Origin of the sequence: Actinophytocola oryzae (genome assembly GCF_004364325.1) — a bacterium.
GTDB lineage: Bacteria > Actinomycetota > Actinomycetes > Mycobacteriales > Pseudonocardiaceae > Actinophytocola > Actinophytocola oryzae.
This window is the reverse complement of the sequence record NZ_SOCP01000006.1, coordinates 17031-43141: the sequence shown is the minus strand read 5'-3', so window position 1 is coordinate 43141 and position 26111 is coordinate 17031. Positions and strand designations below refer to the sequence as shown.

General features: G+C 69.8%; 31 protein-coding genes. 14 read left to right on the top strand and 17 right to left on the bottom strand.

Features of this window, described 5'->3' with window-relative positions; genetic code table 11:
* Nucleotide 1: 1 nt before the first annotated feature.
* From CLV71_RS18005 to CLV71_RS17995, 3 genes are read right to left on the bottom strand one after another with little or no spacing between them, the layout of a single operon-like run.
* Nucleotides 2-985 carry a transporter gene (locus CLV71_RS18005; RefSeq protein ID WP_133903963.1) on the bottom strand — a complete coding sequence of 328 codons (984 nt, stop codon included), beginning with the start codon at nucleotides 983-985 and terminating at the stop codon, nucleotides 2-4.
* Nucleotides 982-1863, bottom strand: coding sequence for an ABC transporter ATP-binding protein (locus CLV71_RS18000; RefSeq protein WP_133903962.1), 882 nt, complete (start codon nucleotides 1861-1863; stop codon nucleotides 982-984). The genes CLV71_RS18005 and CLV71_RS18000 overlap by 4 nt, the downstream gene beginning before the upstream one ends.
* The gene (locus CLV71_RS17995; protein WP_133903961.1) at nucleotides 1860-2252 is read right to left on the bottom strand and encodes a GntR family transcriptional regulator; all 393 of its coding nucleotides are present in this window, start codon (nucleotides 2250-2252) and stop codon (nucleotides 1860-1862) included. Before CLV71_RS17995 ends, CLV71_RS18000 begins: the two co-directional genes overlap by 4 nt.
* 121 nt (nucleotides 2253-2373) lie before the next feature.
* On the opposite strand from CLV71_RS17995, the gene CLV71_RS17990 reads away from it, so the two are divergent.
* From CLV71_RS17990 to CLV71_RS17965, 6 genes are all read left to right on the top strand, one after another.
* A complete protein-coding gene (locus CLV71_RS17990) occupies nucleotides 2374-3072 on the top strand; it encodes a type III secretion system chaperone family protein (RefSeq protein ID WP_133903960.1) in 699 nt (232 codons plus the stop codon).
* Nucleotides 3073-3085: 13 nt separating this feature from the next.
* Nucleotides 3086-3865: an SDR family NAD(P)-dependent oxidoreductase gene (locus tag CLV71_RS17985; protein WP_133903959.1), complete on the top strand. Its 780-nt coding sequence runs from the start codon at nucleotides 3086-3088 to the stop codon at nucleotides 3863-3865.
* A gap of 80 nt (nucleotides 3866-3945) precedes the next feature.
* Nucleotides 3946-4761 (top strand): LURP-one-related family protein, encoded by an 816-nt coding sequence (locus CLV71_RS17980; protein WP_133903958.1) that lies wholly within the window; start codon nucleotides 3946-3948, stop codon nucleotides 4759-4761.
* Nucleotides 4762-5060: 299 nt separating this feature from the next.
* Nucleotides 5061-5615, top strand: coding sequence for an orotate phosphoribosyltransferase (gene pyrE / locus CLV71_RS17975; protein WP_133903957.1), 555 nt, complete (start codon nucleotides 5061-5063; stop codon nucleotides 5613-5615).
* A gap of 68 nt (nucleotides 5616-5683) precedes the next feature.
* Entirely contained in the window at nucleotides 5684-6073 is a 390-nt protein-coding gene (locus tag CLV71_RS17970) for a DUF2784 domain-containing protein (RefSeq protein ID WP_133903956.1), read from the top strand.
* Nucleotides 6019-6669, top strand: a complete 651-nt coding sequence (locus tag CLV71_RS17965) for a TrmH family RNA methyltransferase (protein ID WP_133903955.1) — start codon at nucleotides 6019-6021, stop codon at nucleotides 6667-6669. The genes CLV71_RS17970 and CLV71_RS17965 overlap by 55 nt, the downstream gene beginning before the upstream one ends.
* Before the next feature lie 32 nt (nucleotides 6670-6701).
* Here CLV71_RS17965 and CLV71_RS17960 read toward each other — a convergent pair whose 3' ends face one another.
* The gene (locus CLV71_RS17960) at nucleotides 6702-7454 is read right to left on the bottom strand and encodes an AfsR/SARP family transcriptional regulator (RefSeq protein WP_166664148.1); all 753 of its coding nucleotides are present in this window, start codon (nucleotides 7452-7454) and stop codon (nucleotides 6702-6704) included.
* Between the two features lie 65 nt (nucleotides 7455-7519).
* Here CLV71_RS17960 and CLV71_RS17955 point away from each other — a divergent pair, with 65 nt between their 5' ends.
* Complete coding sequence (locus tag CLV71_RS17955; protein WP_133903953.1) at nucleotides 7520-7735, top strand: DUF397 domain-containing protein; 216 nt, start codon at nucleotides 7520-7522, stop codon at nucleotides 7733-7735.
* Between the two features lie 38 nt (nucleotides 7736-7773).
* Here CLV71_RS17955 and CLV71_RS17950 read toward each other — a convergent pair whose 3' ends face one another.
* Together CLV71_RS17950 and CLV71_RS17945 are read right to left on the bottom strand one after the other, a co-directional pair.
* Nucleotides 7774-8637, bottom strand: coding sequence for a helix-turn-helix domain-containing protein (locus tag CLV71_RS17950; protein WP_133903952.1), 864 nt, complete (start codon nucleotides 8635-8637; stop codon nucleotides 7774-7776).
* 203 nt (nucleotides 8638-8840) lie between these two features.
* Complete coding sequence (locus CLV71_RS17945) at nucleotides 8841-10982, bottom strand: molybdopterin oxidoreductase family protein (RefSeq protein WP_133903951.1); 2142 nt, start codon at nucleotides 10980-10982, stop codon at nucleotides 8841-8843.
* 80 nt (nucleotides 10983-11062) lie between these two features.
* Here CLV71_RS17945 and CLV71_RS17940 point away from each other — a divergent pair, with 80 nt between their 5' ends.
* The 3 genes from CLV71_RS17940 (at nucleotide 11063) to CLV71_RS17930 (ending at nucleotide 13554) form a co-directional block, all read left to right on the top strand.
* On the top strand, nucleotides 11063-12196 hold the full coding sequence (locus tag CLV71_RS17940) for a glycoside hydrolase family 76 protein (protein ID WP_133903950.1): 1134 nt from the start codon (nucleotides 11063-11065) through the stop codon (nucleotides 12194-12196).
* 19 nt (nucleotides 12197-12215) lie between these two features.
* Nucleotides 12216-12947: an SDR family oxidoreductase gene (locus CLV71_RS17935; protein ID WP_133904317.1), complete on the top strand. Its 732-nt coding sequence runs from the start codon at nucleotides 12216-12218 to the stop codon at nucleotides 12945-12947.
* A gap of 187 nt (nucleotides 12948-13134) precedes the next feature.
* Nucleotides 13135-13554 (top strand): VOC family protein, encoded by a 420-nt coding sequence (locus tag CLV71_RS17930; RefSeq protein WP_133903949.1) that lies wholly within the window; start codon nucleotides 13135-13137, stop codon nucleotides 13552-13554.
* Here the strand turns inward: CLV71_RS17930 and CLV71_RS17925 are convergent.
* Both CLV71_RS17925 and CLV71_RS17920 read right to left on the bottom strand, forming a co-directional pair.
* Complete coding sequence (locus CLV71_RS17925; protein WP_133904316.1) at nucleotides 13551-14213, bottom strand: DedA family protein; 663 nt, start codon at nucleotides 14211-14213, stop codon at nucleotides 13551-13553. The two genes, CLV71_RS17930 and CLV71_RS17925, sit on opposite strands and share 4 nt — an antisense overlap.
* An 83-nt stretch (nucleotides 14214-14296) precedes the next feature.
* Complete coding sequence (locus CLV71_RS17920) at nucleotides 14297-15283, bottom strand: alpha/beta hydrolase (RefSeq protein WP_133903948.1); 987 nt, start codon at nucleotides 15281-15283, stop codon at nucleotides 14297-14299.
* A gap of 166 nt (nucleotides 15284-15449) precedes the next feature.
* Here CLV71_RS17920 and CLV71_RS17915 point away from each other — a divergent pair, with 166 nt between their 5' ends.
* Nucleotides 15450-16835 (top strand): FAD-binding oxidoreductase, encoded by a 1386-nt coding sequence (locus CLV71_RS17915; RefSeq protein ID WP_243866546.1) that lies wholly within the window; start codon nucleotides 15450-15452, stop codon nucleotides 16833-16835.
* Between the two features lie 3 nt (nucleotides 16836-16838).
* On the opposite strand, the gene CLV71_RS17910 is transcribed toward CLV71_RS17915, so the two are convergent.
* From CLV71_RS17910 to CLV71_RS17885, 6 genes are all read right to left on the bottom strand, one after another.
* Entirely contained in the window at nucleotides 16839-17510 is a 672-nt protein-coding gene (locus CLV71_RS17910) for a DedA family protein (RefSeq protein ID WP_133904315.1), read from the bottom strand.
* Between the two features lie 63 nt (nucleotides 17511-17573).
* Nucleotides 17574-17825: a hypothetical protein gene (locus tag CLV71_RS17905; protein ID WP_133903946.1), complete on the bottom strand. Its 252-nt coding sequence runs from the start codon at nucleotides 17823-17825 to the stop codon at nucleotides 17574-17576.
* 22 nt (nucleotides 17826-17847) lie between these two features.
* On the bottom strand, nucleotides 17848-19020 hold the full coding sequence (gene nagA, locus CLV71_RS17900) for an N-acetylglucosamine-6-phosphate deacetylase (protein ID WP_133903945.1): 1173 nt from the start codon (nucleotides 19018-19020) through the stop codon (nucleotides 17848-17850).
* Between the two features lie 148 nt (nucleotides 19021-19168).
* Entirely contained in the window at nucleotides 19169-19759 is a 591-nt protein-coding gene (locus tag CLV71_RS17895) for a SigE family RNA polymerase sigma factor (protein ID WP_424923887.1), read from the bottom strand.
* Between the two features lie 84 nt (nucleotides 19760-19843).
* A complete protein-coding gene (locus CLV71_RS17890; RefSeq protein ID WP_208297610.1) occupies nucleotides 19844-20311 on the bottom strand; it encodes a pyridoxamine 5'-phosphate oxidase family protein in 468 nt (155 codons plus the stop codon).
* Nucleotides 20312-20319: 8 nt separating this feature from the next.
* The gene (locus CLV71_RS17885) at nucleotides 20320-21213 is read right to left on the bottom strand and encodes a short-chain dehydrogenase/reductase (RefSeq protein ID WP_133903943.1); all 894 of its coding nucleotides are present in this window, start codon (nucleotides 21211-21213) and stop codon (nucleotides 20320-20322) included.
* 154 nt (nucleotides 21214-21367) lie between these two features.
* On the opposite strand from CLV71_RS17885, the gene CLV71_RS17880 reads away from it, so the two are divergent.
* The 3 genes from CLV71_RS17880 (at nucleotide 21368) to CLV71_RS17870 (ending at nucleotide 23737) form a co-directional block, all read left to right on the top strand.
* The gene (locus CLV71_RS17880) at nucleotides 21368-22198 is read left to right on the top strand and encodes an LLM class F420-dependent oxidoreductase (RefSeq protein ID WP_133903942.1); all 831 of its coding nucleotides are present in this window, start codon (nucleotides 21368-21370) and stop codon (nucleotides 22196-22198) included.
* An 84-nt stretch (nucleotides 22199-22282) separates the two neighbouring features.
* A complete protein-coding gene (fbaA, locus tag CLV71_RS17875) occupies nucleotides 22283-23314 on the top strand; it encodes a class II fructose-bisphosphate aldolase (RefSeq protein ID WP_133903941.1) in 1032 nt (343 codons plus the stop codon).
* Between the two features lie 3 nt (nucleotides 23315-23317).
* A complete protein-coding gene (locus CLV71_RS17870) occupies nucleotides 23318-23737 on the top strand; it encodes a DUF3151 domain-containing protein (protein WP_133903940.1) in 420 nt (139 codons plus the stop codon).
* Between the two features lie 67 nt (nucleotides 23738-23804).
* Here the strand turns inward: CLV71_RS17870 and CLV71_RS17865 are convergent, their stop codons facing one another.
* From CLV71_RS17865 to CLV71_RS17855, 3 genes are all read right to left on the bottom strand, one after another.
* Nucleotides 23805-24440 (bottom strand): HNH endonuclease family protein, encoded by a 636-nt coding sequence (locus CLV71_RS17865; RefSeq protein ID WP_243866545.1) that lies wholly within the window; start codon nucleotides 24438-24440, stop codon nucleotides 23805-23807.
* Between the two features lie 102 nt (nucleotides 24441-24542).
* Nucleotides 24543-25181 (bottom strand): HNH endonuclease family protein, encoded by a 639-nt coding sequence (locus tag CLV71_RS17860; RefSeq protein ID WP_133903939.1) that lies wholly within the window; start codon nucleotides 25179-25181, stop codon nucleotides 24543-24545.
* A gap of 268 nt (nucleotides 25182-25449) precedes the next feature.
* Nucleotides 25450-26025 (bottom strand): hypothetical protein, encoded by a 576-nt coding sequence (locus CLV71_RS17855; RefSeq protein WP_133903938.1) that lies wholly within the window; start codon nucleotides 26023-26025, stop codon nucleotides 25450-25452.
* Between the last annotated feature and the right edge of the window lie 86 nt (nucleotides 26026-26111).

The following is a 26111-nucleotide window of genomic DNA, read 5'->3' as shown; positions in this document are numbered from 1 at the left end:
ATCAGGACAGGTGGCGCAGGCGCCGGAAACAGAGCCAGGTGAGCAGCGCGGACAGCGCGAGGAAGAAGGCCAGTTCGATCCACTGCAGTGGCCAGAACCGGTAGCCCGGCTGGAAGGCGAGGTGCTGCTGGTAGCCGCGTTCGTCCAGCTGGGTGAGGCAGGACCTCATGGTCCCGGGTTCCGGTGGCGGGCCCGAGCCGGGCCTCGGCACGCAGTTCTGGACGAAGGAGGGCAGTGGGGAGACCACGTTGCCGTCCTGATCGACCGTCTCGTTGGCCAGCACCCAAGCGCCAGCGGGCTCCCGCGTCAGGATCTCCTCGATCCCCTGCTCGCTCCCGTGGATCCCCATGATGCTCGAGTCCTCGATCGTGACCGTCTCCTGCAGTGCGGGCAGGAAGTACGGGCGTACGAGGAAGGGCACCGCGAGCATCACGCCGAAGAACACGACCAACGTGACGGCCATCGCCGCCAGCGTGCGACGCAGCAGGATCCCGACCGTGACGCCCAGGACGAACGCGAACGCCGCGTAGCCGATGGGTGCGATGCCCCGGGCGGAGAACACCACGGGCGCGATGCGGCTCAGCATGCCCCGGTCGGTGGACTGGGCCGCCAGGGTGTCGATCGGGCTGGCCCACCAGGTGACCGCGAGGCTCAGCAGCCCGCCTGCGGCCATGGCGGTCACCGTGCCGACCCCGAGCTTGGTCGTGAGCCACCGCCTGCGCGTGATGCTCTGGTTCCAGACGAGGCTGTGCGTGCCGGTCTCCAGCTCACGGGTGACCAGCGGCACGCCCCAGAACACGCCGACGAGCGCAGGCAGCAGGTACAGCGCGAGGATCGTGCCGCCGAACAGCATGTCCTCGTCGGAGAAGTCCGTCCTGCCGACCAGGTCGGGGCCGGTGATCGCCAGGATCACGCCGATCACGGCGAGGCCGGTGAACACCGACAACGCGGGCACGCGGAACTGGCGCCAGGTCAACCAGGTCATCGGAGCACCTCCAGTGCGGGGCGGGCGGCGACCGGGTTGGCCATGTACTCGAGGACGAGGTCCTCGAGGCTCAGCTGCGCGACCGTCCACGCGGGATCGAGGATCGGCTCCTCGGTGCGGACGACTACGGTCGTCTGCCGGTCGGTGTGCTTCGCGGAGACGACCTGCTGGTCGACCGGCAGGGTGTCGACGTCGCGGCGCGGCCCCGTGAGCCGGTGGTGCACGGCGAGCAGCTGCTCGACGTCGCCCGAGATCCGGACCTGCGAGTCCACGAGCACGACGAGCTGGTCGCAGACCCGTTCCAGGTCGGCGACCAGGTGCGAGGACATCACGACCGACAGCCCGTGCTCGGCGACCGCCTCCATGAGGTCCTGCAGGAACTCCCGCCGTGCGAGGGGATCCAGTGCGGCGACGGGCTCGTCGAGCAGCAGCAGCTCCGGCCGCTTGGCGATGCCGATCGTCAGCGCCAGCTGCGCCCGCTGGCCGCCGGAGAGCTTGCCCGCGTGCTGCCTGGGATCCAACCCGAGCCGCTGGACGCGGGTCCTGGCGACGGCCTCGTCCCAGTTGGGGTTGAGGTGCTGCCCGAGCCGCAGGTGGTCCTCGATGGACAGGTTCGAGTAGACGGGCGTGTTCTGCGCGACGTACCCGACCTTGGCCAGCTGCTCCGGGCCGCTGCCCGGGGTGCCGCCGCAGACCTCGATCGTGCCGGTGGTCGGCTCGAGCATCCCGGAGGCGATGTTCAGCAGCGTCGACTTGCCCGCGCCGTTCGGTCCCACCAGCCCCGAGACGTGTCCCGGCTCGATGTCGAGGGAGCAGCCGGACAGCGCCCACTTCCGCTTGTACTTCTTGCCCAGCCCCTGGGCCCGCAGCACGCTCACGCTATGTCCTCTCTGGACGCGGTGCGAAACGTGGCCATGAAGAGGGCCTCGATGCTTTCTTCGTCGAGGCCGGCGCGGCGGGCCTTGGACAGCCACCGGTTGAGGTCCTGGCGCAGCGGCGCGAGGACGGCGAGCGACGAGCCGTTGAGCGTCCCGGTCACGAACGTGCCGACGCCGGGTCGCGCGGCGACCAGTCCGTCGTGCTCCAGCTCGCGGTACGCCTTCAGCACGGTGTTCGGGTTGATGGCGAGGCTCGCCACCACGTCCTTCACCTTGGGGAGCTGGTCGCCCTTGTCGATCAGCCCGAGCCGCAGGGCGTGTCTGACCTGCTGCACGAGCTGTTGGTACGGCGACAACCCGGACTTGGCGTCCAGGTGGAACTCGATCATGCGTTCACCTCCATTTATCTAGGTAGCTAGCACTATAGCTAAACGGTACAGGGGCGACCAGCGTGCGTGACACGGGGCCTGTGATCCCGGCGCCGACGTGGTGACGACTACGCTTGCCGGGGTGGGCATACCGGCATTGGTGTGGTTCGTCGTGGCGGTCGTCGCCGGGGTCGCAGGCGTCGCGTTGCTTTTGCGCGACCGCGCCCACCTGACCTCGCGAAACAGGGAGCGACGGCACTGGGCCGCGTTGCGCGGCTGGCAGTACGCCGACAGCGACCACCTCCTGCCCGCGCAGTGGAGCGGCGGCGCCATCGCCTTCCACGGCGGCGGCGTGGCCCGAGACGTGGTCGCCGGCTCGACGTTCACCGCGGACGGCAGGCGCAAGGTGTACGTGTTCGACCTCGAGACCGGCGGACGCGTCACGACCGTGATCGCCGCCGTGCAGTGCAGGCGGGTGCACCCCGCCGTGGTCGAGCTGTGGCTGCCGAGCGCGCCGTTCCAGCGGGACACCATGCCCGAGCTGCTCGGGCCCGTCGGCCAGCGGTACGCGTTCGTCTCCGACATCTCCTCGGCACGCGGGATCATCACGCCGGACCTGGTCGACGCGACCGAGGAGATCGGTGCGGACATCCCCGTGGCGTGGATCGAGGCGGGCTGGGTGCTGGCGAGCGTCGCACCGCACGCGTCACCGTCGCGGCTCGAACGCCTCCTGCGCGGGATCGGCGAGATCGCGGACGTGATCGACCCGTTCGACGCCGAGGTCGACCCGGTCGGGGAGCACGAGCACCCGACGGGACGGCACGGCGAGCGACACGACTAGTTTCGGGGGAGACATGCCAACCGCACTCGTGACGGGGGCGACGGCAGGCATCGGCGCCGCCTTCGCCAGGAAACTCGCCGCGGAGGGGTACGACCTGGTGATCGTCGCGCGCACCAGGGAGCGCCTCAAGGAGGTCGCGGTCGAGCTGTCGGAGCGGCACGGCGTCACGGTCACGCCGATGACGGCGGACCTGTCCAACACCCGGGCTCGCAAGCGGGTCGAGGAGCGGCTGGCCGACGAGGAGCACCCCGTCGACATGCTGGTCAACAACGCGGGCTTCGGCACGCGTGGCGCCTTCGCCGAGGCGGAGGTCGACCTGCTGCAGGCGCAGCTCGACGTCAACGTCACCACCGTGTTGCGGCTGACCAGGGCCGCGCTGCCGGGCATGCTGGCCCGGCGCAGGGGCGCGGTCGTCAACGTCTCCAGTGTCGCCGGGTTCTTCCCGGCCACCGGCCCGACGTACGGCGCGTCGAAGGCCTGGGTCACGGCGTTCTCCGAGGGGATGGCCGCGAACCTCGCGGGCACCGGCGTGCGGGTCCTGGCACTCGTCCCCGGGTTCACGCGGACGGAGTTCCACGACCGGGCGGGCGACGACATGGCCGCGCTGCCGGACGCGTTGTGGCTCGACGCCGACCGCGTGGTGGCGGACTGCCTGCGTGACCTGCGTCGTGGCCGGTCGCGGTCGGTGCCGGGTGCCGTGTGGAAGGCGATCATGACCGTGCCCAGGCTGGTGCCGGCCGCGTTGCTGCGCCGTGCCGAGGCGAAGGTGGCAGGCGGCCGGGACCGGACCTGAGCGGCCGGGGCGAAATCGCGATCGAGGAGTAATCGGACAACGGCTGCGACCGGACGGGCGAAAGTGCGAAGCTGACTCGCATGACGCAGCCACCGGGGTGGTATCCCGAACAGCCCGGCTCCACGATGCTCCGTTGGTGGGACGGAGCGCAGTGGACCCAGCACACGCAGCAAGCGCAGCAGCAGCCTCGCAGTGACGCGAGCCCCTTCGAGGTCCAGCTCGGGCGCGGCCCGGACCCGGACAAGATCCGGGACCAGACCAGGAGGGCCGGGGTCGGCCAGGTCGGCTACGGCGGCGGCACGCTGTTCACCGAGCCCGTTCTGGTCGTGAACCAGAAGGTCAAGCTCATCGAGATGGCCAACGAGTACGCGGTGTTCGACCAGCACGGCCGCCAGCTCGGCTCCGTGGCGCAGATCGGACAGAACGCGTTCAAGAAGGCCGTCCGGTTCTTCACCAGCTACGACCAGTTCCTGACTCACCGCCTGGAGGTGCGTGACGCCAACCACCAGCCGGTCCTGTACCTGACCCGGCCCGCGAAGGTCTTCAAGTCGCGGATCATCGTGCAGCGGCCGGACGGCCACGAGATCGGCCAGATCCAACAGGACAACATGGTCGGCAAGATCCGCTTCTCGTTCATGGTCGGCGAGCAGAAGATCGGTGGCATCCAGGCCGAGAACTGGCGGGCGTGGAACTTCGCGGTCGTCGACCACACCGGCGGCGAGATCGCACGCATCACGAAGACCTGGGAAGGCTTCGCGAAGACCATGTTCACCACGGCTGACAACTACGTCGTGCAGATCCACCGACCGCTACAGGACCCGATCGCCAGCATGGTCGTCGCGTCCGCGCTCACGGTCGACACCGCCCTCAAGCAGGACCAGCGCGGCTTCGGCTGATCCCAAGCGACCGCACGACCAAGCAACCCACCGCAGGGGGAGCAAGCGCACTCGCCAATGATGGCCACAGCTCCCGCACGAACAAGCAGGTGTGACCCCTTAAGGCTGCGAGGGGGCCGCCGACGTCTGGACTGACGAGCACGGAGGTCGCCTGCGCGAGGAACGAGCCCAGGCGACCTCCGCGCGCAGGAGGGAAGACGTCGGGAGAAGGCCCACTCGCCGCGAGCGGAGCGAGCCAATGTAACCGGAGAAGGCCCACTCGCCGCGAGCGGAGCGAGCCAATCTATACAGTTAGGTCCGTGCGCACCCTTGACCTCACCGCGAAGGGCGAACTCGCTCGCCTGATCACTGAACTCGCCGTCGTGCACGGGCGCGTCACGCTCGCGTCCGGCACGGAGGCCGACTACTACGTCGACCTCCGCCGCGCCACCCTCCACCACGCCGCCGCCCCGCTGATCGGCAGGCTGCTGCGCCAGCTCACCGCCGACTGGGACTACGTCGCGGTCGGCGGGCTCACGCTGGGTGCCGACCCCGTCGCGTACGCGATGATGCACGCGGCCGCGAGCGTGGGTGAGGTGCTCGACGTGTTCGTGGTCCGCAAGGAGACCAAGGCGCACGGCATGCAGCGGCGGATCGAGGGCATCGAGGTCACGGGCCAGCCGGTGCTCGCCGTCGAGGACACCTCGACCACCGGCGGCAGTGTGCTGACCGCGGTGGACGCGCTGAACGAGGCCGGTGCGCGGGTCGTCGGCGTCGCGGCGATCGTGGACCGGGACACCGGTGCGCGTGAGGCCGTCGAGGCGCGCGGGCTCCAGTACCGCTACCTGCTCGGCAAGGGTGACCTGGGCCTCTGATCCGGGCAGCAATCCAACCGCAACAGAATCCACCGGCACTGGGTTGGTTTTTCGGCTAGCTTGGCGGTATGGCGGGGTTCTTAGCCGACGTCACGGTGTTCGTGCACTTCACGGCACTCCTGTACATCGGTCTAGGGGGGTTCCTGGCCTGGCGTTGGCCCAGGTCGATCTTCGTGCATATGTTCTTCGCCGCCTGGGGCGTGATCGTCAACGTGACGCCGATCGCCTGCCCGCTCACGGCTCTGGAAAACTGGTTCCGCGGCATGCAGGGCCTCGGTCCGCTGCCGGGAGGGTTCAACGAGTACTACATCTACGGCCAGATCATCCCCCGGGTACTGCTGCCGGTCGTCGGTGCGGGGGCGATCGTCGTGGTGGTCGTGTCGTACGTGGGAGCGTGGAAGCGGTGGCCGAGGAGCCCGGTCCAACCGAGTGGGAGTTCGGCGAGCCCGTCGGCGTAGGTCCCTGGGAGGGTGACTGGCCCGCAGACGACCGGTACGACGCGGCGCTGTTGTCCGACGGCGACCGTCGCAACGTGGTCGACGCCTACCGCTACTGGCGCCGCGACGCCGTGGTCGCCGACCTCGACACCCGCAGGCACGACTTCCACGTGGCGATCGAGAACTTCCAGCACGACCACAACATCGGCACTGTCGTGCGGACGGCCAACGCCTTCGCCGCCCGCGCGGTCCACATCGTCGGTCGGCGTCGCTGGAACCGCAGGGGCGCGATGGTGACCGACCGTTACCAGCACGTCCGGCACCACCCCGACATGGCCGCGCTGCTCGAGTTCGCGACCGGGTCGGGGCTCGCCGTGGTCGCGGTGGACAACACCCCCGGCGCGTCGCGGCTGGAGACGGTGTCGCTGCCCCGGCGGTGCGTCCTCGTGTTCGGACAGGAAGGTCCCGGCCTGTCCGAGGACGCCCGCAAGCAGGCGACGCAGGTCGTGTCGATCGCGCAGTTCGGCTCGACCCGGTCGATCAACGCCGGGGTGGCCGCCGGGATCGTGATGCACGCGTGGGTCCGCGAGCACGCCGACCTGGACGTTGCCTGGTAGCCGGCCCACCCCCAGGAGGCCGGCTACCAAGGTCAGAGGTGGCGCTCCAGCTCCGGCTCGGCGATGGCGGGCTCGTCGCGGAGGATGCGGCCGTGCAGGTCGGCCATCTGCGGTGGCACCTTCATGCCGAGCTCGACGAGCCGCTCGCAGCACCGCCGGTACACGCCGAGCGCCTCTGCCTGCCGACCGCTGATCGCGAGCGCCTGCATGGTGAGCGTGGCGACAGCCGTGTCCTCCGGGCGGTCGAGGAACAACCGCACGAGGTCGGGCACGCGGTGTGCGGCGCGGCCGAGCCGGAAGTCGACGCGGATGAGTGTCATCTCCGCGCGTCTGCGCTCCTCGAGCAGCACCTGGCGACAGGCGTCGATGCGGTGGCCGGACAGCCCGGCGAGCGGCTCCCCGCCGCACAGCGTGAGCGTGTCCCGCAGTCGCCTGGCCGCCGTCTCGTCGTCAAGCTGGTCGACCTCGGTCAGCAGCGTGGTGAGCCGGTGCAGGTCGACCTGTTCGGATGCGACGTTCAGCCTGCACACCCGGTCCCGGTTGACGAGCGCCCCTCGGAACCCCAGCTGGGTGAGCCGGGTGCGGAAGTCGCCCATGTACCGGCCGAGGTCGTCCGGCGCGCTGGTCGGCGAGCCGTCCCACATCCAGTCGGCAAGCTCCAGATAGGAGACTGGCCGTCTGATGGTCAGCAGGAGCGGCACGACCATGCGACGTTCCTTTTCCGTCCCCAGCCCGATCCGAACCCCGTCGATGCTCGCCTCCACCGTGCCGTAGAGGTGAAACATGACAGTTTCGGTCGAAAGAATGTCGAACTCTTTCGTCATCTCTCGCCTTCGGTTTCTATTGAGACATGAACGGCCAATTCGAGAGCTGGGTCCGGACACACGCCACCTTCGAGAAGAGCAGCTTCAGCGAGGGCGGTGACTGCGTCGAGGTGGCCAGAACCGAGGTAGTCGGTCTGCGGGACTCCAAGGACCCCAACGGTCCCGTGCTGATGCTGACGCGCAGCGTGTGGGACGCGTTCGCCAGTGGAATGCTGGCCGGGGTTTTCGGTCGTATTCGCTAGCCCGTCGCGGGGTGACGAACTCCGTTGTCGTCCTGGACTCAACCGGTGCGGAGTCCGGCCACAATCCTGCTCAGGAATTCCCGTGCCTCGTCGCCGTAGAGCGCCATCTCGCGGAGAAGGCCCCACCGGGACCGGTAGATCCCCACGTGATCCGGCGCGGCCACCTTCATGTCCGCGTGAATCGTCTCGACGGTGACCCAGGACTCCTGCCCGTCGCCCTCGTAGAGGACGAAGCCGTGGCTGGTGAGGGTGGTCGCCTCCGCGCTGAGCGGGATCAGGCCGACCGTCACGTTGTCCAGCGTGCGGATCGACATGATGCGGTCGAGCTGTGCCAGCAGCACCTGCACCGGGCCGGGACGCCAGCGCAGCGCGGCCTCGGTGATCAGGAAGTCGAAGTGGCGGTCCGTGTCGTACAGCGCCAGCTGGCGGTGCAGACGGCTCGAGATCTCCGCGGCCTGGTCGCTGCGCGCGTAGTCGCGGTGGAACATGCCGATCACCCGCCGCGCGTACTCGGCGGTCTGGAGCAGTCCTGGCACCACCGACGGCTGGAACACCGCGATCCGGGTCGCCGTGGACTCCTGGTCCTGGACGCTCTCCTGCAGGTTGCCGCGTTGCAGGGCCGATCCCCATGGGTGCACCTCGTTGTACGCCGCCTCGATCAACGCCGCGAGCTGTGCCTGCGTCTCGACTGACACACCCAGCTCCTTTCCCCAGGCGGTCACCTCCGGAAGGGACGGGATCACGGCGCCCGACTCGATGCGCGACACCTTGGACTGACTGATGCCGACGCGCTGTGCGAGATCCCGTCCGGACACTCCGGCAAGGCCGCGCAGCCGCCGCAACTCCGCCGCCAACCGCTCCCTTCCGGTAGGCGACGACCCCAACCCGTCCAACGTGTCCATGAAGCTTCTGAACCCTCCCGCCATCCCTCGCTCGGATGACCCGAAGTGATTCGATGTGATGCAGATCAGACCATTTGGCACACTGAAAAGTCAAGACGATGCGTGAGGCTACTCAGGCGTAGGTGTATCACCTGATCCGGGGTACTGCATACATAGCGTCGACGGATGGTGACCGAAGCGAGTCAAATCTGATTCATTCTGATTCAGGCGGGCTCGATCTGGACTGGGATCCCGTTCAACGCCGCAGTGCCGGACAGGGCGTCCAACAGTGTCTCATCAGCCAATACATTGGCATTCACACCTGCATGTGCACGTGCGACCGACGTCCGCGCGCCCGCCACGTCGTGCCCCCAACCATGGGGAATGCTGACGACGCCGGGCCGGATGGCGTCCGTGACCTCCACCGGCACCTCGATCTCACCCGCACGGGAACGGACCACCGCCGTGGCGCCGTCGACGAGCCCGAGACGGGTCGCGTCGTCCGGGTGCAGCTGCGCGGTGCACCGGTTCGAGCCCCGGACGAGCGGGGCCAGGTTGTGCATCCACGAGTTGTTGGACGACAGCTGCCTGCGGCCGATGAGGAGCAGCTCGCCGTTCACCGGGCGGTCGAGCACCTCGGCGAGCCTCGGCACGTCGACCGTGATCGCCTCGGGGGCCAGCTCGACCCGGCCCGACGTCGTGGTCAGGATCTCCGGGAGCCTCGGCTCCAGCGGGCCGAGGTCGACGCCGTGCGGCGCGGCCTCCAGGTCGGCGAGCGTCAGGTCGTACGGCCCACCACGCAGCATGATGTCGATGAGGCGCTCCGGCCCGTGCCGATCACCCTTCTCGACGCCGAGGCGCTCGGCCGTCTGGTCGGCCACGAGGTCGTCGAGCGCCTTCAGGTCCGGGTCGGACCCCAGGCCGGTCACGATGCCCGTGAGCCGCAGCAGGGTCTCCCACTCCTGCGGGACCTCCGTCGGCAGGACGGCGGGTGTCCAGTTCGCGACGTTGCGGATGGCCAGCTGGTAGAGGGTCAGGTCGTAGTGCGGTCGTTCCAGTGGCGTCGGTCCGGGCAGGACGACGTCCGCGTGCCTGCTCGTCTCGTTGAGGTAGACGTCCACCGACACCATGAAGTCCAGCCGTGCCATGGCCTTCTCGAGCCTGCGCGCGTTCGGCGTGGACAGGCACGGGTTGCCGCAGACCGTGACCAGCGCGCGGACCCGGCCGTCCCCCGGGGTGAGGATCTCGTCGGCCAGCGTCGCGACCGGCAGCTCGCCGATGACCTCCGGCAGGTCGCGGACCCGGCTGCGCCAGCGACCGGTCTGGAACCCCCGCCTCTTCTTCGCCGCCCGCGCGTTGGCCTGACCCGCCGCGGCGAGCGGGAACATCGCGCCGCCCTCGCGGTCGAGGTTGCCGGTGAGGGTGTTGAGGACGTCGATCAGCCAGCTCGCAAGGGTGCCAAACGTTTGCGTAGTGGTGCCGATCCGGCCGTACACCACCGCCCGCCCGGCAGAGGCCAGCTCACGGGCCATGGTCCGGACGACGTCCGCGTCGAGTCCGGTGTGGACGGCCACGGCCTCCGGGGTGAACGGCTCGGCCAGCGCGCGGACCTCGTCGACGCCGTTGACCGGCAGGTCCCGCGTGTCGGTGAGGTCCTCGGCGAAGAGCGTCCGGACCAACGCGAACAGCAGCAGGGCGTCGGTGCCGGGGCGGATCGCGTGGTGCTCGTCGGCGAGCTCGGCCGTCCTGGAGCGCTTCGGGTCCACGACCACGAGCTTGCCGCCTCGGTCGCGCAGTGCCCTGAGCCTGCCGCGCACGTCCGGTGCGGTCATCAGGCTGCCGTTGGACACGAGCGGGTTCGCGCCGAGCATCAGCAGGTGGTCGACGCGGTCGAGGTCCGGCACCGGGATCGTGAGCGCGTGGCCGAACATGTGGCCTGCCGAGAAGTGCTTGGGCAGCTGGTCGACCGTGCTCGCCGTGTAGAAGTTCCTCGTGTTCAGGGCCTTGTAGAAGACGGGCCCGTACAGCGCCGTCGACGTGTTGTGCACCGACGGGTTACCGGCGTACACAGCGACTGCGTCCCGCCCATGCTCCGCGATCAGCGGTGGCAGCCGCCGCTCGATCTCGGCGAACGCCTCGTCCCAGCTCACCTCGACCAGCTCGCCGTCCCGCCGCACCAGCGGGGCCCGCAACCGGTCGGGGTCGTGGTGCAACGCCCCGAGCGACGCGCCCTTCGGGCAGATGTAACCGTGCGAGAACACGTCGGCGTCGTCACCACGCACCCGGGTGACCTGACCCTCCGTGACCGTCACCGACAACCCACACGTTGCCTCGCACAGGGGACACGTCACCGGGGTCTGTGTCATGGGAATCACCATGACACAGGACGGTGACATCACTCTTCCGGCGGACACATCGGAACCGATTCAGAACGCACGATGGAGGGGTGACCCAACGCGCCGGCTTCGCGGAGAGCACGACCGAGAACTCGCCGTCCCTCTGGGGAGCGCGTGCGGCCGTCGCCGAGCGGGCCGTCGTGGCGCGCCACGTCCGCCGGGTATGGGGTCTGCCCGGCACGCGCCTCGGTGTCGCAGGCTGGCCCCAGTCGGTCAACAACCGCCTCCACGGGCACTGGAACTACTGGTGGCAGGCCCATCTGCTCGACTGTCTCGTCGACGCGCAGGAGCGCCAGCCGAGCCGGACGCGCGCGGGCATGATCGCGCGGGTCGTCCGGGGCATCCACCTGCGCAACCTGGGCTCGTGGACCAACGACTACTACGACGACATCGCGTGGTTGGGCCTCGCGCTCATGCGCGCGAACGACTGCGAGCGCGTGCCCGTGGTCGCCGCCATGAACAGGATCGCCGCGCGGCTGCGGTCGGGCTGGACCGACCACGGCGGTGGCGGCATCTGGTGGCGGCGCGAGGACGACTTCAAGAACGTGCCCGCCAACGGACCGGCCGCCATACTGTTCGCCCGCTGGGCGTCCAGGGGCGGTGAGCGCCAGGACCGCCAGCGCGCCAGGTCGATGACCGAGTGGATGTCGCAGGTGCTGGTCGACCCGGGCACCGGACTGCTGTGGGACGGCGTGTACGTCCGGCCGGACGGGTCGATCAGGGACATCGTCAAGGTCACCTACACCTACTGCCAGGGCGTGTACATCGGCGCGTGCGTCGAGCTGGCGCGAGGTGACCGGTCGGGGGTGTGGGTCGAGCGCGCGGCGCGGACGATCAACGCCGTCGCCGCGCACCTCAACGACGAGCTGGTCGTGCGTGGCCGCGGCGGCGGCGACGGCGGGTTGTTCGCGGGCATCCTCACCCGCTACCTGGCCCAGGCCGCGCTGCGGCTGCCCTCACCCGCCGCGGACGTGGCGCGTGCGCTGGTCATGGGCTCGGCCGGGGCGGCGTGGCGCAACCGTGCGCTCGCGCCGTCGGGACCGCTGTTCGGCCCCGAGTGGTCGAAGCCCGCCCGCGTGCCGCGCTCGCCGGCACACCGCAGGGTCGAACGGGACCTGTCGGTGCAGCTCTCCGGGTGGATGGTCCTGGAAGCCGCGGCACTCCTGGAGCGCTCACCGGGATAGGTTTCGCCGTGTGGGCGTGATGATCGTGACCGGCGGAGGCCGGGGTATCGGCGCGGCGGTGGTCAGGCAGCTCGCGCGGGAGCACAGCGTGGTCCTCGGCTACGCGACCGACCACGACGCGGCGCGGGCCGTGGTGGCGGAGGTCGAGTCGGCGGGCGGGGTCGCCCGCGCGGTGCCCGGGGACGTGGCCGACGAGGCGGACGTGCGGGAGCTGTTCGAGGCGGCGGCCTCCCTCGGCGACCTGCGCGGGGTGGTGTGCAACGCCGGGATCACGGGTAACTCCCCCGGGCGGCTGGACGAGCAGGACGTCGCGACCGTCCGCCGCGTACTCGACGTCAACGTGGTGGGGGTGTTCCTGTGCAACCGCGAGGCGGTCCGCCGCATGTCCACCCGCCACGGCGGCGGGGGCGGCGCGATCGTGAACGTCTCGTCGACGGCCGCCGGCCGAGGCTCACCCGGCGAGTGGGTGCACTACGCGGCGAGCAAGGCGGCGGTCGAGTCGATGACCTACGGCCTGGCACAGGAGGTGGCCGCGGAGGGCGTCCGAGTGAACGCGGTCTCGCCAGGCCTGGTGCACACGGACCTCCACGCGGCGGCAGGCATGCCCGACCGCCCGAACGAACGCGCTCCCATGATCCCCATGAAGCGAGCGGGAGAACCGGAGGAGATCGCGGAAGGAGTGACCTGGCTCCTGTCACCCGCGGCCTCGTTCGTGACCGGAGCCGTACTCCCCATAAGCGGCGGCTACTGAACGACCCCGCAATCGAGCGAAGGGACAGTGCAACCGCGCAAGGCGTGAGCGAGCGAGCCGGTGTCAGAGCCTGCTCACCAGCGAGCAAACCAACACCATCACAGATCCGATAACGGCGGTGGTTTTGTCGTCGCGCTGCGGCAGTATGGCTGAGGCGGCCCGCCACCCCGGGTCGGGAAGGACTCTGATGCCCACGCTGACCGGTGTTCACCATGTCGCGCTCACCGTCACCGACGTGGACCGAAGTGTCCCGTGGTACGAGCGCGTGCTGGGGTTCGAGTCGATCGGTAAGGACGAATCGCCGTCCGGCATGCGGAAGGCCTTCTTACGTGGGCCGGGGCTCGGCATCACGCTGACCCTCGTCCAGCACCCGGTGTCCGACTACGCGCGGTTCGACGAGCGCAGGCCGGGGCTGGACCACCTGACGTTCTCCGTGCCGGACCGTGCCTGCCTGCAGGAGTGGACGGAACGTCTGACCAAGCACGGCGTGACGTTCTCACCCATCACCGAGGAGCACTCGGCGCCCGGCACAGAGGTGATCTCCCTGCGTGATCCGGACGGCATCCAGCTGGTGCTGTGGGCGCGGGAGCCAGACGAGGACGACTAGTCGTTGGCCGCGTTGACGGTCGTGGGGACCGGTGGCCTGCGCATCTCCTGGCGGTAGCGGATCACGCCGTACGCGGTGCCGAGGACGAAGAACGCGATGCTGCCCCACAGGGCGACGGCCTTGAGCCACGGCAGCTGCTCCAGCAGTCCGGCGCCGTAGTACCCGACCAGCACGAGCGTGGGCACCCACGCCAGCCCGCCGATGGTCGTGGCCAGCAGGAACCTGCGGGTGTCCATCTTCGCCGCACCCGCGATGAGCGGCGCGAACGTCCGGATCCACGGGATCCACCTCGCCAGCACGATGGCCCAGAAGCCCCGCCGGTCGAGGAAGTCCCGCGCCTTGGCGAGGTTCTCCAGGTTCAGCACCCGGCCGCCGCGCCGCGCGATGATCGTGTGTCCGGCCTTGTGCCCGATGTAGTAGCCGACCATGTTCCCGATCACCGCGGTGACCACGGCGACGATCGACAGCGCCCACGCGTGCAGCTCGCCGTTGTGCTCCGCGAGGACGACACCCGCCGCGAACAGCAGCGAGTCGCCCGGCAGGAACAGGCCGACGATGAAGGCGCACTCCGTGAACACGAACCCGAGCACGATGATCCAGACCATGACGGGCCCGGCGGATTCGAGCACGCCGGAAGCCACCGTGCTCGCCTCAGCCATCAAACTCACGACAGGTAGCGTACGTGCCCGGAGATCGGTCGTACGCCGAACGTGCCCGAATTCGCCCGATCTCCATCGGTGTGTCAACTGGCGGTGGCGACAACGTCCTGTTCCGTCACCGATTCGAGGGTATTGGTACGCAGGAAGTCACCCACGTACCGCAGAGCGGCGCGGCCCTCCGGGATGAGCGGGTAGAACGCCGGGAACACGTGCACCTGCCCCGGCCACACCTGCAGCTCGCAGTGCCCACCCGCCGACCTGATGCTCTCGGCCATCCGTTCCGAGTCGCCGAGCAGGCATTCCGTGTCGCCGACCTGGATCAGCACCGGCGGCCAGCGTCGCTTGCCCGCTCCGAGGACGTTGAGCCTGCGGTGGCTGAGCGCATAGGCACCCGCGTAGCTGAGCCCGCACTCGATCGCCCGTTGGGGTGGCACGAACGGGTCACGCCGGACGGCGTCCCGGTCGGTCACCTCGGCGCACCCGAGGTCGAGGAACGGCGAGAACATGACCGCGGCGGCAGGCATGGGCCTGCGGCGCCGTGCCAGGTCCGCGAGCAGCCCGGCCACCAGGTGGCCGCCCGCCGAGTCGCCCATGACGGTGATGCTCTCGGGCGCGTGGGTGCGCAGGAGCCAGTCGTAGGCGGCGAGTGCGTCGTCGGCGGCCGCCGGGAAGGGGTGCTCCGGCGCGCGCCGGTAGTCGACGAGGAGGACGGGGCGCCAGGTGGTCACCGACAGGGCTGCCGCGAGGTGCCGGTGCGTGCGTCGGGACCCGAACACGAATCCGCCGCCGTGGAGGTAGAGCACGACACCGTTCGCCGGGTCGGCGCGCCTGCCGGTGAGCCACAGCCCTCGGACGTCACCGTCCGTCACCGATTCCACTCGGGTGCCACGCGGCAGTGGAGTGAGGCCGACGGTGTCGAACATCTCGCGGACGAGCCGCCGTTGGGGCCAGCTGGTGATGCTCATGCGGTCGCCGAGGGGGCGCAGGCCGCTCATGAGGAGTTGCGCGAGGGCTCTGCTCTGGACACTGGGACTCGCGGGCACGGCCTGTGGCCGCGTCGGTAGCGTCACTGCACCCCCACCCCCTCTCACGTCCTCATTGACGTATCAACCACTGTAAATGATCGAGCACGCGAACACTGAACGTCCTGATCTCGGTTCGGTGTCATGCATTCACCTGGTCGAGTGTCGGTCAGGTGACTCGATTTCCACTCGAGATCCCCGTTACGGTGACGGGGTGAGCACTATTCTGGACGACCTTCGCGAGGCCGTGGGGGACAGTGCGGTGCTCGTCGACCCCGATGTCACGCGCGGTTACGAGCGCGACATGATGCCGACGGCGCCCAACGGCACCGCGCTGGCGGTGGTCCTGCCGGGCACCGTCGCGGAGGTACAGGCGGTGGTCCGAGCCTGCGCGGCGGCGAAGGTCCCGATCGTGCCGAGGGGCGCGGGCAGCGGACTTTCCGGCGCGGCCAACGCCGTCGACGGCTGCGTGGTCCTGGCCATGACGAGGATGAACGCGATCGTCGAGATCGACCAGGACAACCGCGTCGCGGTGGTCCAGCCAGGGGTGGTGAACCTCGACCTGCGTGCCGCGGTGGAGAAGCACGGCCTGTTCTACCCACCGGACCCGTCCAGCTACGACTGGTGCACGATCGGCGGCAACCTGTCCACCAACGCGGGCGGCCTCTGCTGCGTCAAGTACGGCGTGACCTCGGACTCGGTGCTCGGCCTCGAGGTGGTCCTCGCCGACGGCGAGCTGCTGAGGACGGGTCGCCGCACGGTCAAGGGCGTGGCCGGCTACGACCTGACGAAGCTGTTCGTCGGCAGCGAGGGCACCCTCGGCGTGATCACCCAGGCCACGCTGGCCCTCCGTCCGCTCCCACAGGCTCCCGGCACGACGGTGGCGGCCTTCTCGGCGCTGGAGACCGCGGGTGAGGCGGTGAGCCGGATCGTCAGGGAGGGCCTGGTCCCGTCCCTGATGGAGATCATGGACGCGGCGTCCATCGCGGCTGTCGAGACCCACCTGAAGACGGAGCTCGGCGCGGGCAGGGGCTGCGCCGCGCTGCTGCTGTGCCAGTCGGACTCCGGCGGGGAGGCGGCGGCCAGGGAGCTTCGCGCGATCGAGCAGGTGTGTCGAGACGCCGGTGCCGACCTGGTCCACACGACGTTCGACCCGGCGGAGGGCTCGTTGCTCCTCGCGGCGCGCCGGGCGGTGCTGACCGCGCTGGAGGTCTACGGCGCCCTGATGACCGACGACGTCTGCGTGCCGAGGACGCGGATCGTCGAGCTGATCGCCGCCTGCGAGCAGGTCAGCGCGGAGGTCGGCCTGCGGGTGGCGGTCGTCGGCCACGCGGGCGACGGCAACATGCACCCGACGATCGTCTACGACCCCGACTCGGCGGACGAGTTCCGGCGGGCGAACGTGGCGTTCAACGCCATCCTCGCCAAGGGGCTGGAACTCGGCGGCACGGTCACCGGGGAACACGGCATCGGCAAGATCAAACGGGAGTGGCTGGAACGGGAGGTCGGCCCCGTCGCCATGCGTGCGCACCGGGCGGTCAAGGCCGCGTTCGACCCGGAGAACCTGTTCAACCCCGGGTCGATGTTCTCGATGCCCTGAGGGTCAGAAGCGCGGGATGACCTGCGTGTCCTCGTTGGCCAGCCTGTTCGTCTGCTTCTTCTCGCGGCGGGCCTTCACGATCTCGATGACGATCGGGATGACCGAGATCAGGACGATGACGACGAGCATGGCGTCGATGTTCTTCTCGATGAAGTCGATCTCGCCGAGGAAGTAGCCGAGCACGGTCACGCCCGAGGCCCAGAACACGGCGCCGACGGCCGAGAACGTGAAGAACTTCTTGGCGTCCATCCTGCCGACGCCCGCGATCGCGGTGATGAACGTCCGCACGATCGGCACGAACCGCGCCATGATGACCGCCCGCGCGCCGTACTTCTCGAAGAACTCGTGCGTCTTGTCGACGTACTCCCTCTTGAACAGCTTCGAGTCGCGCTTGTTGAACAGCGTCGGCCCGACCTTCGCGCCGATCCAGTACCCGCACACGTTCCCGACGAACGCGCACACCGTCACCAGCGCGCACACCGCCCACAGCGGCGTCTCGATCGCACCCGTCGCCACGAACAGGCCCGCCACGAACAACAGCGAGTCACCCGGCAGGAAGAAGCCGACCAGCAGCCCGCACTCGGCGAAGATGATGAGGCAGAGCACGGCGAGCGCCCAGCCACCCATTCCGCGGAGAATGGTCTCGGGGTCCAGCCAGGACGGCAAAATGGACATAGCGTGCACGGCGGCGGCAGCAGGCGTCACGTTTCGAAAGGGTACGCGAGAAGTGACGGGGCATCACAGGAGCGTCATCAGGCCGACGACCGCACCCGCCGCCAGGCCCAGGACCAGGGCCAACAGCAGGATCAGGGTCGCGGGCACCTGACCGACGTCCTCGATGACCCGGTGGGTGGGCTCCTGCGGTCGCAGCGCGGGCGGCAGGTCGCTGCCGGACAGCAACCCGTACCCCACGGGTGACGTGTCCGCGGGTGCCCGCGTCGCCTGGGCCCGCAGTGCCTCGGAGAGGAGCTTCTCCGGGTCCCCGGTCACGACGCCTCCCTGCCTGCTCCGCTCACACCCCGGAAGGTACCCACTCCCCGCGCCGCATGACCGACACCGGGCGCAGCGCGTCGTCGAGTAGCACGACATCCGCCGCGAAACCGGGTGCCAGCCGGCCGGTGACGTCGCCGAGGCCGAGCAGCTCCGCAGGTCGGGTCGACGCCGCGGCCACCGCGTCGAGCACGCCGAGGCCGCAGCTCTTCACGAGGTTCCGGAACGCCGCGTCCATGGTCAGCGAGCTGCCCGCGAGCGAACCGCCACCGGCCTCGCCGTCCTCCTTCACGAGGGTCGGCACGCCGTCGGTGACGTCCACCTTCAGGCCGCCGATGTCGTAGGTGCCGTCGCCTGCCGCCGCGGCCGCGATGGCGTCGGTGATCAGGACGGTCCGGCCCGCGCCCGCGTGCCGCGCGGCCAGCCGCACGACCGTCGGGTGCAGGTGCACGAGGTCGCAGATCAGCTCGACGGTCACGCGCTCGTCGTCGAGCAGCGCGCCGATGGGACCCGGCTCGCGGTGGTGCAGCGGACGCATGCCGTTGAACAGGTGTGTCGCCACGGTTGCGCCCGCGTCCACGGCGGGCACCACGTCCTCAGCCAGGGCGTCCGTGTGGCCGATCGCGGCGATGACCCCCGCGTCGACCAGGCGTTTCACCGCGGGCACCGCGCCGTCCAGCTCCGGCGCGACCGTCACCATCCGGATCGCGCCCCGGCCTGCCGACAGCAGCGCCTCGACCGAGACCGGGTCCGGCGGGCGCAGCAGCTCGGGGTCGTGGGCGCCGCAGCGGGCCGCGGAGAGGAACGGGCCCTCCAGGTGGATGCCCGCGACCATGCCGTCCGCCACCAGTTCGGACAGCGCCGAGACCTGCTCGACCAGCTCGGCGACCGGGCGGGTCACGAGGCTCGCGAGCATCGTCGTGGTGCCGTGCGCGGTGTGCGCGGCCACCACCCGGCGGACGTCCCCGGGGTCCGCGCTGGTGAACGCCGCGCCACCGCCGCCGTGGCAGTGGATGTCGACGAAGCCGGGGACCACCCAGCTCCCGGAGGCGTCGGTCCTGTGCACGCCGGCCACCCCGGGTGCCTCCCCCGAGCCGATCGCACTGACCAGGCCGTTCTCGACGAGTAACCACCCAGGGTCCAGCACGCCGCCCGGCGTGGCCACCCGTCCCCCGGTGATGAGCTGCGCAGCCATCCCTCACCCCTCGAACCATGACGCCATTGGTCTATACCATAGCGCCTCGCGACCGTATGGGGGTTTTTAACAATGTATCAATGCGGTCGCGTGATTGTCTAACGTTTCATGGGCATGACCGGGTGGGGAATCGCTCGCGGCGGAGAAATCAGTTGGGCGTGCGCATGATCTTCTGCAGCGCGTCGAGTGCCCTGCTGGCCGTCGACTTGACCGTGCCCTTCGAGATGCCCGCGGCGTCGGCGATCTCCGCCTCGGACAGGTCGCCGTAGTAACGCAGCACCAGCACCTCGCGCTGACGGGGCGGGAGCTGCGACAACGCCCGAACGACGCCCTGGTGCTCGGCCGTGAGCATGGCGAGGCTCTCCGCCGACCGCGCGTTGACCTGGTGCGGCGGGGTGTACTCACGGGCGGTCTTGCGGCGGCGCAGCACGGACCGCGACCCGTTGACGACCGCGGTGCGCAGGTAGCCGAGCGCGGCGGCGGCGTCGCGGAGGTTGCCCCAGTTGCGGTGCAGCCCCGTGAACGCCTCCTGCACGACGTCCTCGGCCGTGGCGGGCTCGTCGACCAGGAGAAGCGCGAGCCGGACGAGCCGCATGCGGTGCGTGCGGTAGAGGTCCTCGAGGGTCAGCGGCGCCTGTTGCTGCTGTGCCATCGGCACGGGAAAGCTGCCGGTGTCGATAGCGCGCAGGTGTCCGAGCGTCCGCTCGACGCTGCGTTCCGCACTGAGGTCCCCAGGCACAGCCGGAACCCTACCGGTCCACCCCCACGCCCGTCTGTAACGTTCGGACATGGCCTGGTTCACGGTATCGACACGACCGCGACCTCAGTAGGCGCCGCCCAGCTTCGAGTGGTCCCAGCTGGTGATCCTCGTCGGCCGGCACACCAGACCGACCCGTTTCGGCGCCTGCAGCCGCGCGAACTGGCCCGCCGACGTGGCGATCTCGTCGCTTTCGCTGTAGCGCCGCATGAGCTGCCCGCCGATGGCGGTGATCCTCTCCGTGTCGGTCACCAGCTCGACGTCGCACTCCATCGAGACGCCACGCAGCTTCTCGTAGGAGTCGCCGGTCTCGACGAGGATCGTGGCCTGCGGGAGCCTGCGCAGGTTCGCCGCCTTCTGCGACTTGGCGAAGGTCCACGTCTCGATCGTGTCGCCGTGCGGCACGTACCAGAGCGCGACCAGGTGCGGTCTGCCGTTCGGGCCGACGGTCGCGAAGTTGGCCGTCCTGCCCTCGGCGAGGAAGGCGGCGACCTCCTCGCCGGACATCCGGATCTGGTCCCGGCGTGATGGCATGGGACCGGTTATAGCGCACGCTCGCGGTCGGCCGCGGCTTTCGCACCCGGCCCGACCAGGCTCGACTCGGCTGCGCCGCGCTTCTCGATGTCCTCGATCGCCGCCAGGTCCGCGGCGGGTACGAGCTTGCGGGACTGCCGCTCGACGAGCCTGGGGATGAGCGCCCTGAAGAGCTTCGCGACGCCGACCCAGCCCGGCACATGCACGACCCTGGCCCGCTTGACCAGGCCTGCCGTGACGAGGTCGACGGCGAGCGACAGCGGGTACGTCTTGCCGGCCAGACCCGGCTGCGTGCCGCGCAGCCTGCCGAACACGGGGTGCGCGTCGGCGGAGTCGACCATGTCGGTCGCGATCCAGGTCGGGTGCACGACACCGACGTCCACGCCGAGGTGTCTGACCTCGGCGCGCAGCGAGTTGGCGAACGCCTCGACGCCCGCCTTGGCCGCGGAGTACGCGGCGTTGCCGGGGATGTGCACGATCGCGGCGGCGGAGGACATGAGCATCGCGTAGCCCCTGGACTCGATCAGGTGCGGCAACGTCACCCGGACGGTGCGCCACACCCCGAGCAGGTCCACGTTGATGACCCGCTCGAACGCCGCGGGGTCGATGGACCGCGTGAAGCCGGTGGCCGCGATGCCCGCGTTGGCCAGCACGGCGTCGATCCGGCCATATCGCGCGATGATCGCGGCGGTGGCCTTCTCGAGGTCGTCCCAGCTCGTGACATCGGCCTCCCACGCGCCGGCGTCCGTCCCGCACGACGCGGCCACCGCGGCCAGCTCCTCGGCCTCCAGCCCGACGAGCGCGACCTTCGCGCCCTTCGCGGCGAGTGCCCGTGCCACTCCGGCGCCGATGCCCCGGGCAGCACCCGTGACCAGCACGACCTTTCCCCTGACAGTGCGCATGGAGCCGAACTTACCACGAGTAACCTACTCGCAGTAGACGACAGCGGTGCGCGAAACGCCGACGTCTGGGGGCCGGACGAAGGACTCCGGTCGGGAATGAACCCGTCACGCTGCGGGTTGTCTTCGTCATCCATCGAAGACAATGGGAGGCGGCATGGAGATCGGCCCACTGGCCATCTGGGACCACTCGGCATGGGAGGGGTTCAGGGACCCGGAGGCACTGGCGGAACTGGAGGAGCTCGGCTACGGCACCGCGTGGTTCGGCGGCTCCCCGTCACCGGACCTCACGACGGTCGAGCCGATCCTGGCCGCCTCGCGCCGGCTCGTGGGCGCCACCGGCATCGTCAACGTGTGGGACGCGGAGGCGTCGGTCGCCGCGGCCGGCTACCACCGGGTGGCGACCGCGTACCCCGACCGCTTCATCCTCGGCATCGGCGTCGGGCACGGCCCCGCCGTCGGCGACAGGTACAGGAAGCCCTACGACAAGCTCGTGTCCTACCTGGACGGTCTCGACGAGGGCGGTGTCCCCGTCGAGGGCCGGGCGCTGGCCGCTCTCGGTCCGAAGGTCCTCGGCCTGGCCCGCGACCGCACCGCGGGTGCCCACCCGTACCTGACGACCCCGGAGCACACCGCGCAGGCACGCGAGATCCTGGGCGCGGGCAAGCTGCTCGCCCCGGAGCAGAAGGTGGCCCTGACGACCGACCCGGCGGAGGCCAGGTCACTGGCCAGGAGCCGACTGGACTTCTACTTCGGGCTGCCGAACTACACCAACAACTGGCTGCGCCTCGGCTTCACCGAGGACGACTTCGCCGACGGCGGTAGCGACCGCCTGGTGGACGCCCTGGTCGTCTGGGGCGACGAGGACGACATCCGCACGCGCGTGAAGGCGCACCTCGACGCGGGCGCCGACCAGGTGCCGCTGCAGGTGCTGAACGACGACAAGCTGGCCGTGCTCCGCACGCTGGCGCCGGTCCTCCGCTTCTGAATCGGTCATCCTCCGAAGTGCCTGCGAGCAGGGGCTCGTAGGATCGTCCGCGACGGCCCTGCGAGCCCTGAGGAGGACCTGCCGATGCCCATCGCCACACCCGAGGTCTATGCCGAGATGCTGGACCGGGCGAAGGCCAACGAGTTCGCATTCCCCGCGATCAACGTGACCTCTTCCGAGACGATCAACGCCGCACTGCGTGGCTTCGCCGAGGCGGAGAGCGACGGCATCATCCAGGTCTCGACGGGCGGGGCCGAGTTCGCCTCCGGCACCAAGGTCAAGGACATGGTCACCGGTGCGACCGCGCTCGCCGAGTACGCGCACGTCGTCGCGGCCAAGTACCCGGTCAACATCGCCCTGCACACCGACCACTGCCCCAAGGACAAGCTCGACGGGTTCGTCCGGCCGCTGATCGCCATCTCCCAGGAGCGCGTGTCGGCGGGCAAGGAGCCGCTGTTCCAGTCGCACATGTGGGACGGCTCTGCCATCGACCTCGACGAGAACCTGGACATCGCCGCCGAGCTGCTCGAGGCCGCGGCCAAGGCCAGGATCATCCTCGAACTGGAGATCGGTGTCGTCGGCGGCGAGGAGGACGGCGTCGCCCACGAGATCAACGAGAAGCTGTACACGGCCGAGGGCGACTTCGTGAAGACGGTCGACAAGCTCGGCGCAGGCGAGCGTGGCCGCTACCTGCTGGCCGCCACCTTCGGCAACGTCCACGGCGTCTACAAGCCGGGCAACGTGAAGCTGCGTCCCGACGTGCTCAAGCGCGGCCAGGAGGTCGTCGCGGAGAAGCTCGGCAAACCGGGCGAGAAGCCGTTCGAGCTGGTGTTCCACGGCGGCTCCGGCTCGCTGCTCGAGGAGATCCACGAGGCGCTGTCCTACGGCGTCGTGAAGATGAACATCGACACGGACACGCAGTACGCGTTCACCCGTCCCGTCGTCGGCCACATGTTCAGCAACTACGACGGCGTGCTCAAGATCGACGGCGAGGTGGGCAACAAGAAGGCCTACGACCCGCGTTCCTACCTGAAGGCGGCGGAGCAGGGCATGGCCGCCCGCGTCACCCAGGCGTGCGAGCACCTCAGGTCGACCGGCCGCATGCTGGCGGGCTGAGCGATGACGTTGCAGGAGAACCTGTTCGGTGGCCCGCCCGCCACGCACCTGCCGGACCGGCCGGAGCCGCAGGCGGCCATCGAGGGTGGCACCGACCCCGCGAAGGTGGTCACCGAGTGGCCCGACTTCAGCGAGGGCTGGGCGGCACTCGCCGAGCTGGCGCTGACGGAGAACAACCCGGTTGCCGCCTATGCGTACGCACGCACCGGCTACCACCGGGGGCTGGACCAGCTGCGCCGCGCGGGCTGGAAGGGCCACGGGCCCGTCCCGTGGTCACACCGGCCCAACCGCGGCTTCCTGCGTGCGCTCGCGGCGCTCGCACACGCGGCACAGGCGATCGGCGAGACCGAGGAGTACGAGCGGTGCAGCCAGTTCCTGGCCGACTCGGACCCGGAGGCCCCGGCGCAGCTCGGCCTGGCCTGACAGCACTGAAGGACTCCTTCCTTGCGTTCACCGTAAGAAAGGAGTCCTTCGTTGCGTTCTGGGCCGGTCAGCAGGTCGCGAGCATGTCCTCCAGTGCACCCTCTTCGGCCGCGTTGACCGTCAGGTCGTACAGGTACTTGACGTGTGTGTAGGCCCGTGAGTACTCACACCACTCCGACTCGAGCGGCGGCTTCCACGTGTCCGGCGTCTGGTCGCCCTTGGACTGGTTCACGTTGTCCGTGACCGCCCACAACTGGGGCGAGTCGAGGTCGTTCGCGAACGCCTCGCGTCGCGCGGCCGTCCACGACGAGGCGCCGGTGCGCCACGCCGCCGCGAGCGGGACCATGTGGTCGATGTCCACATCGGATGGTTGGGACCACGTGTCCCCGTCGTACGGACTGGTCCAGCTGCCCGAGGTCGGCGCGCAGTCGCTGCCCGCCTCGACCCCGTCGCCGTCCCGGTCCAGCACCGTCTCCCGCGTGTCGCACGAGCCGGAAACCGTGTGCCAGTGCGGGAACTTGTCCCGGTCGTAGCCGCTCATCGAGCCGTCCGCCGCGACCGTGAGCGCCGCGAGCTCCCGTGCGGCCGTCGCCGCGGAGGGAACTCCGGGCGGTGTCGCCGCCGCCGTGCCGCCGAGACCTGCGACAGCCCCGGCGGCAAGGACCAGTGAGGCGACGCAGACACCGAACGCTTTCCCCGACATCGAGCCTCCCGTGTAGTCGTACGCGACTCGACGATGCGCCTCGTCGCCGCAGGGAGGCAATGTCCTGGCGGAAAAGCCGACTTTCGTCGTGGGCCGAAGAGGTCAGCAGTAGCCGAGCATCGTGGTGAGGGCCGACTTCTCGGTGGAGTTGACGGTCAGCGCGTACCGGTACTTCACGTGGAGCCACATCTTCGCGTAGGTGCACCAGTACGCGGTCTGCGACGGCTTCCACGTCGCGGGCGACTGGTCACCCTTCGACTGGTTCACGTTGTCCGTCACGGCGATCAACTGCGGGTTGGTCACGTCGTTGGCGAACTGCGTGCGGCGCGCGGTCGTCCAGCCGGAGGCGCCGGTGCGCCAGGCGTTCGCGAGCGGCACGACGTGGTCGATGTCCACATCGGACGCCGCGGTCCAGGTCGCGCCGTCGTACGGGCTGTACCAGCTGCCCGAGGTGGCCGCGCACGACGAGTCGGTGACCACGCCGGTGCCGTCCCGCTTCAGGACCGTCTCCCGCGTGTTGCACGCCCCGGAGACGGTGTTCCAGTGCGGGAACAGGTCCCGTGAGTAGCCGCTGCTCGAGCCGTCGGCACGCACGGTCAGCGCGGCGAGCTCGGTTCGTGCGGTGGCCTCGGACGGGATGCCGGGTGGTGTCGCGCTCGCGGCGGCCGGGAGGGCCACCGCCAACGCGACCAGTAACGCGAGGACGGCGAACAGGGAGCGGAAACGGGATGCAGGGTTCATGGCTCTGACTGTCGCGCACCGAAGTTGCCCTGCGGCAAAGCGTTATCGAACGTTGAAGGGCGGCGAGACCCCCTCGCGGGCCCGCCGCCCCCAGCTCACGCGGGCAGCGGCGGCCGCTTGGCCGGTGCCGGATCCACCCGGTAGCCGAACAGGGTTGCGCCAGAACGGGTAAGAACCGCTCGGCGGCCCACGCCCGGATCGTCTCATTCGAGCGGGCCGTCCCGGTGTGCGATCCAAAAGTACTTTGCACTCGCACCCGGGGGCGGGTTCAGCGGATCGTGCGGAGGTCCTCGGTGTGGCGGTACCACGTCCAGCGCGTGACCGGCCTCGGGTGCGGCTGCCCGTCACACACCGGCACGGTCCCGTCGATGCCGAACTGCACCGCGCGGCCGGTGTGGACGGTGGGGCGGCGCAGCCTGCCCCGCACGACCCGGACCTCGACACCGTCGGCGGCCGGGGTCACCTCGACCCGGCCCGCGTCGCCACGCAGCGCGACCGCGTCGTCGCAGTACACCGTGCCGTGCACGGAAAGGAGGACGCCGAGCCCGACGAGGACGCCGCCGACGTCGTCCCGCACGAGCGGCAACGGTCGGTCACCACCCGTCAGTGCCGTCCCGACCATGTCCTCCGGCAGCCCCCACACCCGCGCCGCGACCGACTGTGCACGGTCAGTGGGCACGAACCCGATCGGGACGTCGGCCACCCGGTCGGTCCGCAGCAGGCGAAGCACGACGGCGGCCAGGTCGGCGTCGGTGCCGTGTACGACGACGCGGTCGTACTCGTCACCCTTCAGGTGGGGGTCGATGTCGTTCCGACCTGGTGTGGCGGGGATCTCGTGGGGCATCGATCCCGTGCTCGACGCCAGTTTTGACCAGTCACCACTGGTGACAGCCGTCCCACAACCGAGTATTAGTGCAACCACTGGCGGAC